This is a genomic window from Carnobacterium mobile DSM 4848 (assembly GCF_000744825.1).
In the GTDB taxonomy this organism is placed as follows: Bacteria; Bacillota; Bacilli; order Lactobacillales; family Carnobacteriaceae; genus Carnobacterium_A; species Carnobacterium_A mobile.
Window position 1 is genome coordinate 1,928,427 of record NZ_JQMR01000001.1, and the last position, 12,686, is coordinate 1,941,112.

The window sequence follows — 12,686 nt, forward strand, 5'->3', positions numbered from 1 at the left end:
GCCTCTATTCAGTCATTTGATTAGCTTTAACTAATGTTTGTTTTTTAGCTCTAAAAATATCGGAATTACATTTAATAATATTGATACAATCGTTAAAGCCCATAGGGCCGTTGTCAAGGTAGGTACTACATCTAACAAAGCAGCCCAATCTTCTACTTTTACCCAATTAGATATCATGCTGTGGCCTGCAACAATTGTCATTGCTGTAAATGACAGTCCCATCGCCATTGCTAACTTATAATCTTTGCCTAGTTTGTATAAATAAAGATTTAAAACAGTTGCTACTATAGCAATAATTCCCAATATTAGAAACATAATTATTCCTCCAATATTTTTATTATTCTTACTCAATCTTATAAGTATCTTATTCTACATACTATGACTTCTCAATACATGAAATTATAGCATATTGTGTAAGAATAGCCCGTAGAATTATTTACCTTACTATAACTTTTTCGATATAGAAAGTTGAAAAACACTTAAATAATTTTTGAATTTGTCTTAATGCTGATTAAGCGACAACTAGGCAAAAGTAAGGAAGTTAATTATGAATCCAGGTTTTTAGGATGTCTGTCTTTTTATTGTTTGTAAATACTTAGGTTGTGTTTTAGGGACAACGTCTGGCATAATGATAATGGAGTAAAACTTAACTTCATAAGTTTGATTTTTACAGATTTTTTTCAAAAGAAAGGAAGGATATTTTATGATTACTAAAAATAGAAATGGATTCGGTTGGGGAAGCCTTCTTGCGAGTATTCTCTTTTTCATAGCCAGTTGGATAGCTTTTCGTAGCCCTGTGGAAACTTTAATAACTTTAGGCCTTCTGTATGGAAGTATTGCTATTGCTCAGGGATTTATAGGCGTTATGCTTTACTTTGAACTTAAATCGGTATTCAAACGTAACTCTTGGCTCATTTTGATTACTGGGCTATTTGGATTATTCATTGGCTTCTATCTTATTCTAAATCCAACAATTAGTTTGACGTTCCTACCAATTCTTTTTGCTGTTTGGTTTATAGTGGATTCTATTCGAAATATTTTGGTTGCTTTTCGACTACAATCTGTCAATAAAAAGTGGTTTTGGACCTATTTAACTTTGGGTATTTTAGGAATGATTTTAGGAATAGTATTATTAAGTAATTTATATGCAGCAATAATTTCAGTGGCTACTTTAATCGCTTTTTATTTCTTTATTGTAGCGATTATTCGATTGATCGATGCCTTTGTCTAAGCGTAGCCATGATTTTATACAGTGTCATGTGTTAATTATTAAAAAGTAGGAATAACGTTTTGTTATTCCTACTTTTTTTAGTGCGCCCTCATTCCCCTTATGATAAGTGTATAAAATTAATAATTTGAATGATACAAAAGCAGGAATGCCAGTGTCTACAGGAGGATGGATTGCAATTTCTTTTGGTGTGAACTATTGAAAAATAATTAATGTCTGTTTCTAGGTTTGTCCCACTTAATTAAAAATGATTGTAGGCACAGTAAGTAAAGGACCTATTTAATACTTGCGATAACCAAACGGGTGTTTTGTATATGGCTCATACTGGAGGTGTAAGTATAGGAATGACTACTCAAGTTAAAAAAGAGTCAGTTTTTAACTGAATGTAAAAAAGAGATATCAAGGTGAAATTAAAAGTTAAAGAAAAATTTGGTTTGTATTAGTCGTATTTTTCTTTAAAAAAGACCTTGAATGAGTAAAATTTGGGATGCACGATTCTATTTAATTTCATATATGTAACCCCACTTTACAACTTTTTAAGTAATAGAAGACATAAAAGTACAAACAACTCTGACTTTTTTGTCTACTAGATTCGAGGAAAAAAAACAAAAACGGGAGTTGTTTGTTAGGAACCGATTATACCAAAAGGGATTCACAATCCATAGCTTGAGAAACTATTGTTCACCATAATTTACCAGGATTCCCCAGCCTAATATTGTATTTGTCGTTACTTATTATTAATTATACCAAAGATATTTCTTTTTTTAAAAGCATTCAAATGAGTATGATTGTTTTTTTAGTTGTTTTCTGTCCCAGGATCAGCGTATTGTTTGACATAAAACCACAATAGGAATAAACTTAAGATGTTTAAAAATATAGGAGGGAATAGACAATGAGACATACAAACGGGAATTATGAAGCATTTGCAAAAAGTCGTAAGCCAGATGGTATCGAAGAAAAAAGCGCTTATATCGTCGGTGCTGGGTTGGCAGGTTTAGCAGCGGCTGTTTTCTTGATTCGAGATGGTCATATGGAAGGTAAACGTATTCACATTTTTGAGGAACTATCCCTTTCAGGTGGTTCATTAGATGGAACCTTTATTCCACATGATGGTTTTGTTACTCGTGGAGGACGTGAAATGGAAAATCATTTTGAGTGTTTGTGGGATCTTTTTCGTTCTGTTCCTTCACTTGAAGTGGAAGATGCATCCGTTTTAGATGAATTTTATTGGCTAGATCATGATGATCCCAACTCTTCTAACTGTCGAATTATCCATAATCGCGGAGAACGGGCAGATGATGATGGTCAATTTACGTTATCAAAAAAAGCACAAAAAGAGTTAGTTGAATTATTCATGACTTCTGAAAATCAATTGATTGGCAAAAAAATTGAAGATGTCTTTGGCGATGAATTTTTTGAATCAAATTTCTGGTTATATTGGTGTACAATGTTCGCTTTTGAAAAATGGCATTCTGCAATCGAGATGAGGCGCTACGTAATGCGCTTTATTCATCATATTAAAGGATTACCTGATTTTTCTGCATTAAAGTTCACTCGTTATAATCAATATGAGTCATTAGTTAAACCTTTAATCACGTTCTTAAAAGATCAAGACGTCGACTTCCAATATGAAACAAAAATTAATAATATTCAGGTTGATATTGATCACGAAACCAAAGTTGCGCGCACTATTTTGTTAACAAAGGAAGAAAAAACACAAGAAATTTCCTTATCTGAAAACGATCTTGTTTTTGTTACAAATGGATCAATCACAGAAAGTTCCACTCAAGGAGACCATAATACACCTGCACCAATAACTCATGAATTAGGCGGAAGCTGGAATCTTTGGAAAAACTTAGCTAAACAATCTTCAGAATTTGGACATCCAGAAGTATTCTATGAAAATCTTCCAGCTGAAAGTTGGTATATTTCAGCAACAGTAACTTGGGAAAACTTCGATATTGAACCCTATATTTCACGATTAACGAAGAGAAAATTGCGGACAGGAAAAGTCGTTACCGGTGGCATAATCACTATTAAGGATTCAAACTGGTTAATGAGCTTTGCAATACACCGTCAACCACATTTTAAAGGACAAAATGATCAACAAACAATAATGTGGGTCTATGGCTTGTTATCAAATAAACCAGGAAATTATATAAAAAAACCAATCGAACAATGTTCCGGTCAAGAAATTGTTCAAGAATTAATGTATCATCTTGGTGTACCAGAAGAAGATATTCAAGTGTTATCTGAAACTTCTTGTACAGTAATTCCAGTTTATATGCCCTATATTACTTCATACTTTATGTTAAGAGCACCAGGAGATCGTCCTTTAGTAATTCCAAACGGATCAAAAAACTTGGCATTCATTGGAAACTTTGCAGAAACAGAACGTGATACAGTATTTACTACTGAATATTCTGTCAGAACAGCTATGGAGGCTGTTTATCAATTATTAAATATTGAACGTGGTGTTCCTGAAGTTTTTGATTCTGCATATGATATTCGTACACTTGCCAATGCTGTATATTATTTAACGGATAAGAAGAAACTTACGAAAACGGAGCTTCCGTTTGTAGAGCGGAAATTGATAGAAACTTTTGTTAAGAAGACCAAAAATACGTATATTGAAGATGTTTTGAAAGAATCAGATCTTCTTTAGCATTGAAACCATACAAATAAATAAAATTTAACAATATTGAAAAGTAGGTAGATATAGAGACATGGCTGGGGAATATTGTCCCAGCCATGTCTCTATATTGCTCAAAAAAACATAAAGGTAACAATAAAATGAAACATTATCCATTGCAAGGAATTAAAGCGTAAGCGCCTAATAGAAAGGTATCTTCCGAAATACAAAATCTCTTGATAAACTTGAAACAATTCAAGTTTACAGTAGGTTTTATTTTTGAAAGCAAAACAAGATGTTGTCCCAGTGACGTTAAACGGTGATTCAAAAGCTTCATCTACCACGTCATTTAAGCCGAAGGCTTCCCCCTCTACATTGGTGGCTCGTGTCAAATTCTCCCGAGCAGAGTTATTTCTCTATGAAGAGATCAAAGAGGAGATAGTGCATATTCTTTTATCGGGGTTGAGTGCTCATGAAAATTATTGACCTTACTAAAGTGAAGAATGTATTTATCGTTTGTGGAAAAACTGATATGCGCCGGCAAATTGATGGTTTAACTGCAACAATTGTGGAAGAATATGATATGAATGTCTATGATGATGCCGTATTCCTGTTTTGCGGTGGAAGAAAAGATCGGTTCAAAGCCCTATATTGGGAGGGCGACGGGTTTATTTTTTTATATAAGAGACTCGAAAATGGACGTTTGAAGTGGCCGAGAGATCAACAAGAAATCAAACAACTGACTTCCCAGCAACTACGTTGGCTGCTGGAAGGATTGTCAATTGACCAGAAAGTTACTATACAACCGGCAGCTGAAGGAATCGTGACATAAAAAACTAGTCTGGAACGGAGAATAAATTTTCTTTCCAGGCTAGTTTTTCTGATGAAAACCGATTATAATTAGCCTATCGAAAAAAACAGAAAGAAGGGTCTCTTCATGTCGAAGTCGTTAGAAAAGCAGTTGGAAAAAGCCTTACAACAAAATGAGTTAATGGCTCAAAATCTAACTGAGTTAACACAACAACTCAAACACGTAAATGAAGAATTGGCCCTTCAACGCGAACAGAACCAGTACCTTCTCCAACAACTGTTTGGACGCAAAAAGGAGACTTTGTCTCCTGAAAAAATTCATCCCAACCAAACGGATCTTTTTGAGGATGACCCGTCTTTTAGTTGGCCAGAGCAGACTGGCAGCCAAAGCGAAGAAGAAACAATCGAAGAAACTCCTGTCCGTCGTCATAAGAAGAAAGGTCATCAAAAAGAAAAACTCGCTCACTTACCAGTCGTTGAGCATCTATACCGTGAAGAAAATTGTACTTGTCCTCAATGTGCTTCTGCCATGAAAGAAATGGGAAAAGAAGTCGTACGTGAAGAGGTCGTATACATTCCTGCCCGCTTAGAGAATCATCGGCATATTCGATTGTCCTATTCCTGCCCATCTTGCGAAAAATACGGAGAAACATCTATCATAAAAGCTGAAGTACCGAAATCTCCACTCAGCGGCTCTTTCGCTTCTGCTTCTCTTATTGCAGAAACCATTTACCAAAAGTTTCAACAAAAAGTCCCTACTTACCGTCAGGAAGCCCATTGGACGATGATGAATTTTGATATCAAACGTACCAACATTTCCAATTGGCATAAAAAAACCAGTGAGTATTATTTTGAACCGTTGGTTCAGCTATTGAAGAAAGCCTTATTGGAAGAAGAAGTGCTTCATGCGGATGAGACAACTTTCAATGTTTTGGATAGCCATCGAACAAAGGATTACGTCTGGCTCTTCAGCTCGGGACGGTATGCGGAGAAGAAAATCCACATTTACAAACATGGACCTTCCAGAGGAAGCGAGGTTCTCGAAAACTTTTTAGCCGGTTATAAACGATACCTTCACTCGGATGGGTATTCCTCTTACGGGAAACTCACTGATGTTACGTCCATTGGCTGTTTTGCTCATGTTCGAAGGAAATTCTATGATGCTCTTCCCGCCGAAGAAGGGGAAAAGAAAAGTACTTCACGGTTAGCCGTGGAGAAATGCGATGCTATCTTTCAAGAGGAAAAGAAACTGGCAGACCTGACGGTCGAGGAACGGCAATTAAAAAGGTGGGAGTTTGTGCAGCCAAAACTCGAAGAATTTTTTGGGTGGCTTCGAACACTGAATCCGATGATCAAAGGAAAAATCGGAACAGCTATTTCCTACGCATTAAAACAGGAAGTAAAAGTATTGAATTTTCTGAGGGATGGTCGCTTAGTGCTTTCCAATAACTTAGCAGAACGCGGCATAAAATCCCTCGTCATGGGGCGGAAGAATTGGCTGTTTGCGGCTACCACCGAAGGTGCTCACGCCAACGCAGCCATCTTGAGTCTGCAAGAAACAGCAAAAGCCAATGGATTGAATCCACAAAAATATTTTGACTATCTCCTGACACACCTGCCAAATCAAAAAAACACACTTTTGGAGGTTTATTTGCCATGGGCTCCAAAAGTGCAGATAAATTGTCATTAAAACGCACATGATATTCAATCATTTGGACACCTCTCAGTATAGAGGTATCCTTTTCCATTTTCTAGGTACCTTTCTATTAGGCGCTTACATTAAAGCTAGAAAAATAATCGACAATTCAATAAATTATTGGAAATTTTTTCAATTAGCTAAATAAATTTAACTTTAATAATTTTACCTAAATAATTCATAGTTTTTCTGAAAGCTATCTAAAACCTTACAGTGAAGCCATTATTTCCTATATTTTACAACACCCTTTGGGTGTACAAAAAGAACCTCAATCTGTTATGGTTAAAGTGACTAAACTAAACCATGAAAGGGGTTCTCTCAATGGCTACATTACAGGAAAAACGCATAAATTTCAATCCTAAACTAACAGTTTCCAACACTGGTGGTAATCTTTCAACAAATGCCGGATTGATTTTAGTAAAACAATTTATGGACTCACTTGGATTTTTAGAATTGGCCAAAAGCTTCCTTCAAATCAAAGATGACCGGACTTACTGGAGACACGACAATATCTCCTTACTAGAACAACTTCTTTTCCAACTGATCTCTGGCTACGCTGCAGATTCATCAGCTAAATTATTGAAGGAAGATCCCATCTTCCAACTTATTTTAAATAAAGAAACTGCTGCTTAACAACCTTCTCTTTCACATTTCTGGGACCGAATAGATAAAAAAAACAATCCGTCAATTCCAAGATTTGAATCAAGCTTTGATTGATAAAGTACGATTGAAGCGAAACACAACAGAGATGACCATTGATTTGGATTCTACTCATTCGGATACTTTTGGAAATCAAGAAGGAACGAACTATAATGCCCACTATCAAACAAACGGTTACCACCCTTTAGTTGCTTTTGATGGGCTAACGGGCGACTTTTTAAAGGCAGAACTTCGTTCTGGAAATGTTTATACATCAAACGGTGTAAGGGATTTTCTAAGGCCTTTACTCAATCATTACAGCCAGCAACTTCCTTGTACAACGATCCTTGTGCGTGGAGACAGCGGCTTTGCGACACCAGAAGTATATGAAACTTGTGAATTGAACGAAAGCTTTTATGTGATTCGTCTGAAAGCCAATGCTCAACTAGCAAAGTTAGCAGAATCATTCATTTTAATTGGCGATGATCATCATTGGGAAGAAAAAGAAGTTCACTACTATTCTATGTCTTATCGAGCAAAAAGTTGGTCACAAGAACGTTGGGTTTGCATCAAATCAACTAGAGAAGCAGGAGAGCTGATTTTTCGTCTTGAATATGTGATCACCAATTGTTCAGAAAATTTATCCGCTGAAAACATATTTTATACCTATCAAAATCGCGGTACGATGGAGAACTTTATTAAAGAAGCAAAGAATGGATTCTATTTTGATAAAACCGATAGCTCAACTTTTCTGGAAAATCATGCTCGTATGATGATAAGCCTATTGGCTTACAATATCGTTAACTTTATGCGAACACTTTTTTTATCGGCAAAAGAAGCGACACTTCAAATTGATACTCTCCGCTTGCATTTATTTAAAGTAGCAGGAAAATTGGTACGAAGTAGCCGTAGATTGCTATTAAAACTGAGCACGACTCATGTCTTTCAAGATAGTTTCTATCAGTTGTTAGAAAAAATACAACAACTCTGCTGGTGACCATCCAAATGAATTTAAAAAAATTCATTTCTTTCAGGGAGTTCGTGCAGCCAAAATTAAGTAATACCCTATCATTCAGCTCATCGTTTTACCTATTTTAACTTTTTCCATCCTTTAATGAATAAAAAAGTAAGTTAATTGGGATGGGCAGATGAAAAAAATAACTTTTACAGATAAATTTTAGAAGTATGAATTATTCAGGTTGAAGCAACAGCACACTGGTTCTTCTCTCTTCATTGTATTTTAGATAATAATATTTTAGATAATAAAAATCGAACCTTAAAAGAGCTCTTACATGCTCATTTTGGGTTCGATTTAGTAGTTTATAGATGAATTAACGCAGACTTGCCCCGCTTTCAGCTATTTTAAACTTCCTTATACAATTCTAAAAATAATCATAAACTATCTAGTTGAATAGTATTATTTCATAAATCTTCTTAAGACAAGTGAAAGAGTAAACCAAAAGAAGATACTGATTAAGAAAAATATACTATTTTAGATTCGCGGTTAGATAGTAAATGATAACTAAATGAGATAGAATCATGTTAGAAAGGAGTTGTTAAATTTGGTGCAAGTATTGAATAAGTTGAAGGACCAAACGAACTTTACAAATACAGAGATAAGAATTGCCAACTATATTATCCAAAATATCACCAAGATTCCTACGATATATATTGAGGATTTAGCAAAGTTAACGTATACTTCTCACTCAACGATCATCCGTCTCTGTAAAAAAATGGGATACGATGGATTTAGAAGTTTTAAAGACGCCATTTCAGGTATAGTTTACAGCCAATTGCATTTACCAAGCGAAGTAGATGCTAACTTTCCTTTTAATCCAGAGGATTTAACCATGGATATAGCTAAGAATATGGCAAATTTAACGATTGATACGATAAAAAAAACATTGAATCAATTAGATGAAGATTTACTACAATCAGTGGCAGAAATCCTTTTCAAATCTAAGCATATGTTTCTGTTTTCTCGTGGCGATTCACAAGTAAGAGCGAGAAGTTTCCAAAATAAATTAGTAAAAATTAATAAATTCGCTATCATTTCTGAAGAATATGCAGATGAGGCATGGAATGCTTCTAACCTTACTCCAAAAGACTGTGCTCTGTTTCTGTCTTATAGTGGAACTAGTCCGCAATATAAGCGTATGTTGCAACATTTTTCTAACAAAAAGATTCCAACTATTTTGATAACGGGAAATACAGAATCTGATTTGATTAAACTAGCTAACAAAACGATAGTAGTAGTCCAAGAAGAATATGATTTTGTAAAGGTTGGGACTTTTGCATCACAAGTTGCCTTTCAATATGTATTAGACACGTTGTATTCTATTTTATATGCAAAAGAATACAGCAGCAACTTGGAAAATTTAAAAGAAAAACAGTCACTGATTCAAAATGGGATTTTGTCAGAAGAACTATAACTCGTCCCTATAGTGAAAAAGCACCTGTTTTTCACTTTAAACATTCAGCCTAATGATATACCAGCAGAAGCTAATCCTTTATCTACAATAGACATGACCATCTCACTGTGATCAAGGTGGTTTGTCATCGTTTCAACGTCAGATTCTCTTATGATTCTTTCAAATTCAATAAATTCTTCATACATCCGATGTGCATGAACTTTAAAATCAACAATTTCGCTCTTGTTTTGATGATTTATTACAGTAAACTGGTCAATGCTGCTGGTAGGTCCTTCAATAATGATCGCTCCTTTATCGCCTTGAATAATGGTTCGTATCGGAGCTGTAGAATCTTTAGCGCCTATACAGACTACTTTTTTATCCCCATAATCCAGACTTAGGATGCCAGAAGTATCAATCCCGTTTTCAACATTTGCCAAGTAGCTGACTTTTTGAGGCTCTCCAAAAATACCCGTTACAAAATGGATGTTATAAATATTGATATCCATTAAAGCTCCACCACCCATTTTAGGATTGAAAGCCGGTAAGATGTCTCCTTTTTTGAAGGCATCATACCTTGATGAGTATTGTGAATAATTGCATTCAATAATTTTAATAGCTCCAATAGTACATATGGCTTCTTTCATTTTTTTGTAATTGGTTAAATATTGATTGGTGATAGCTTCTAACAACATGACCTTGTTTGCTGAAGCCAGTTCTCTTAGTTCTTTCATTTCGGATAAGTTTAAGGTAAAAGGTTTTTCACATATAACATTTTTTTTATTAAGGATGGCTTGTTTAGCAAAAGAAAAATGCAAATGATTGGGCAATGCAATATAAACAGTATCGATATTCTGATCGGTTAAACAATCAGAATAATTGGTTGTGACTTGCCGAATGCCGTATTTGTCTTTTAAAAGTTTCATTTTTTCACTACTTCTATTTGTTCCTACAATGGTCTCTAATTGGATCTCTGGAACATCACGGACCATAGTTAAAAAATCATTTACGATCATCCCAGAACCTATAATGGCTAGTTTCATGATAACCCTTCTTTCTTAGTTGAGCGATGCTATTTTTTAAAAACAAATGGATAAATTAATATTTCATACTTTGAATACCTTCTTCAAGTATTTCCAATTGACGAATCGTTTCTTCATCTTTCACAGTCTTCTCTTTCCCATTAATAATAGACTCATATAACCCTTCATAAACATGACTGTAATTCCCAATTTCTGAAACGACTTTTTCTTCATGATAAAGACCCTCATTATCTATATAGGTCACAGTACCGTAATGCTCTGGAGTATCTATCCCAAAATCGGCATGAGTGGGCATATAGAATAATTTTAGGTGTTCTTCTTGTCTATCTTTCTCTTGCTTGATAAACATGCCCTTCTTACCATACAGAACAAAACTTGGTCGTGGTTTTATTCTGAAGTAACTTGATTTAACAGAAACCTTTATTTTTGAATAGTAAAAGTCCAAGTCAAAATAATCATTCATTCGATTTGGGCCTAATAACTGTCTTACATCATAATGAATGAAGTCTGGATCTCCAAAATAGGAAAGAACTTGATCAATTGTATGGCATCCATGTCCATACAAATAGCTTGAAGCTGCTGAAAATTCTGTACTGTTTTCTGGAACTTCTGGTCTGAAATAATCATAATGCATTTCTACTTCTAGCAATTCACCGATCCTACCGCTTTCGATAACTTTTTGAGCAGTCAGAAAATCTGAATCGTAGCGTCTATTTTGGTAGCATTGAACGAGTAAGTTTTTTGATTTTGCTAACTCAAATAGTTCTCTTGCTTCTTCGGCAGTTTCGGTAAAAGGTTTTTCAACGAGTGTGTGTTTTCCTTTTTCTAGTGATAATTTTGCAAATTCAAAATGCAATGAACCCGGAAGACAAATTGCAACTAATTGAATTTCCGGATCATTCCAAATATCTTCTAAATTCGTTGTATAGTGGACTCCAGGAATTTTATCCCATGAGCTGTTTTCACGACGAGAATAGATCGTTTTCACTTTAACGTTCTCTGTTTTTAATGAAAAAGGTAAATGATAACGATTCGTACTTTTTCCATTTCCGATATAAGCCATTGTTAACATAAAAAAACCTCCTATAGTATCTGATAGTTAGATTATATAGGAAAATGAGTGAGATAAACCGTTACTCATCCATTCAGGTTCCCATGTTCTTTTTTCTTCCAACTAAATAGGTATATCCTGAACATGATGTTCAGGATATACCTATTTAGTTTTTTTTACAGGATCCTTTTATTTAAAAACAGCTTTTTTCTTCGTTAAACACTGTATCTTTAACTATGGCAAAATGAAACTGAATCTATTTTTTTATGAAACGATATCCCCGAAAATCCAAGAAGAAATAAAGAAGGAACAACAGGATCGTAGGTACGACAGATTTTTGAAGAGAAAGCAATAAAAAACGTAAAGATGTTCTTTGTTAGTGCTTTTGAAAATATGGTATATTTAAAAAAATTGAATAAAAGAAAGGAAAGCCTATGCTGACAAAAGAAGCCGCTCAACACGTTATCTATGAAATTATGAAACTTTATCCTAACGCTGTCCCAATGATGCACTACCAAAATCCTTTTCAATTGTTGATGGTCGTTATCTTAAGTGCGCAGGCAACAGATGTCTCAGTCGCTAAAGTGAAAGACAAGTTATTCGAACGCTATCCCAATCCTCAAGCTGTTAGCGAATCTTCACCGGAAGAAATTGAACCATACATAAAAACAGTCGGACTTTACCGGAACAAAGCAAAGTATATTTATAAAAGCAGCTGTCAATTACTTGAAAAATTTGATGGGGAAGTTCCAAATACACGCAAGGAACTGCAATCATTAACTGGAATTGGGCCTAAATCAGCTAATATACTATTGAATGTCGCCTTTAGCCAAGATGCTTTTGCAGTGGACACACATGTCGAACGAGTTTGTAAGCATCACAAAATAGTAGAAGAAAATGCCACGCCCAAACAAATTGAAGAACGCGTGACAGAAATTATCCCAGCAAAATACTGGGGAAGAGCACACCAGTCCTTGATCTCATTCGGAAGAGAAATATGCACGCCCAGAAATAAGAAGTGCCATGAGTATCCACAGTTGTATAAGGACTTAGAAGAAGAACCAGCTGATACTGTCTAGATTTAGATACGGTTATTAAGCAGAAAGCAAAAAGAATCTGATCAAGCTGGGACACTAAAGTATTAGAAGTTTTATTAACGAGAATATAAAAATGGTT

10 protein-coding genes and 1 pseudogene are annotated in these 12,686 nt (G+C 34.9%); 8 read left to right on the plus strand and 3 right to left on the minus strand.

The annotated features are described in order from the left end of the window. Positions 1-30: 30 nt before the first annotated feature. On the minus strand, positions 31-315 hold the full coding sequence (locus BR87_RS09210; protein ID WP_035031291.1) for a hypothetical protein: 285 nt from the start codon (positions 313-315) through the stop codon (positions 31-33). A gap of 388 nt (positions 316-703) precedes the next feature. Here BR87_RS09210 and BR87_RS09215 point away from each other — a divergent pair, with 388 nt between their 5' ends. The 7 genes and pseudogenes from BR87_RS09215 to BR87_RS09245 all read left to right on the plus strand — a co-directional run bounded on the left by BR87_RS09215 (position 704) and on the right by BR87_RS09245 (position 9,437). Beyond that, complete coding sequence (locus tag BR87_RS09215; RefSeq protein WP_035031299.1) at positions 704-1,231, plus strand: HdeD family acid-resistance protein; 528 nt, start codon at positions 704-706, stop codon at positions 1,229-1,231. Positions 1,232-2,120: 889 nt separating this feature from the next. Continuing rightward, complete coding sequence (locus BR87_RS09220) at positions 2,121-3,893, plus strand: oleate hydratase (RefSeq protein WP_034537338.1); 1,773 nt, start codon at positions 2,121-2,123, stop codon at positions 3,891-3,893. 246 nt (positions 3,894-4,139) lie between these two features. After that, positions 4,140-4,346: a hypothetical protein gene (locus BR87_RS09225; protein ID WP_034537336.1), complete on the plus strand. Its 207-nt coding sequence runs from the start codon at positions 4,140-4,142 to the stop codon at positions 4,344-4,346. Further along, entirely contained in the window at positions 4,333-4,692 is a 360-nt protein-coding gene (gene tnpB / locus BR87_RS09230) for an IS66 family insertion sequence element accessory protein TnpB (protein ID WP_035031304.1), read from the plus strand. The genes BR87_RS09225 and tnpB overlap by 14 nt, the downstream gene beginning before the upstream one ends. 129 nt (positions 4,693-4,821) lie before the next feature. Further along, the gene (gene tnpC, locus BR87_RS09235) at positions 4,822-6,360 is read left to right on the plus strand and encodes an IS66 family transposase (RefSeq protein ID WP_169741141.1); all 1,539 of its coding nucleotides are present in this window, start codon (positions 4,822-4,824) and stop codon (positions 6,358-6,360) included. A gap of 327 nt (positions 6,361-6,687) precedes the next feature. Further along, positions 6,688-8,002: pseudogene (locus BR87_RS09240) on the plus strand (IS1380 family transposase). A 568-nt stretch (positions 8,003-8,570) separates the two neighbouring features. Beyond that, positions 8,571-9,437, plus strand: coding sequence for a MurR/RpiR family transcriptional regulator (locus tag BR87_RS09245; RefSeq protein WP_035033078.1), 867 nt, complete (start codon positions 8,571-8,573; stop codon positions 9,435-9,437). 44 nt (positions 9,438-9,481) lie between these two features. Here BR87_RS09245 and BR87_RS09250 read toward each other — a convergent pair whose 3' ends face one another. Both BR87_RS09250 and BR87_RS09255 read right to left on the minus strand, forming a co-directional pair. After that, a complete protein-coding gene (locus BR87_RS09250; RefSeq protein WP_035031307.1) occupies positions 9,482-10,459 on the minus strand; it encodes a Gfo/Idh/MocA family protein in 978 nt (325 codons plus the stop codon). A 55-nt stretch (positions 10,460-10,514) separates the two neighbouring features. Further along, positions 10,515-11,531, minus strand: a complete 1,017-nt coding sequence (locus BR87_RS09255; RefSeq protein WP_035031310.1) for a Gfo/Idh/MocA family oxidoreductase — start codon at positions 11,529-11,531, stop codon at positions 10,515-10,517. 413 nt (positions 11,532-11,944) lie between these two features. Between BR87_RS09255 and nth the strand changes: the two genes are divergently transcribed. Further along, complete coding sequence (nth, locus tag BR87_RS09260; protein WP_035031313.1) at positions 11,945-12,589, plus strand: endonuclease III; 645 nt, start codon at positions 11,945-11,947, stop codon at positions 12,587-12,589. Positions 12,590-12,686: the final 97 nt, after the last annotated feature.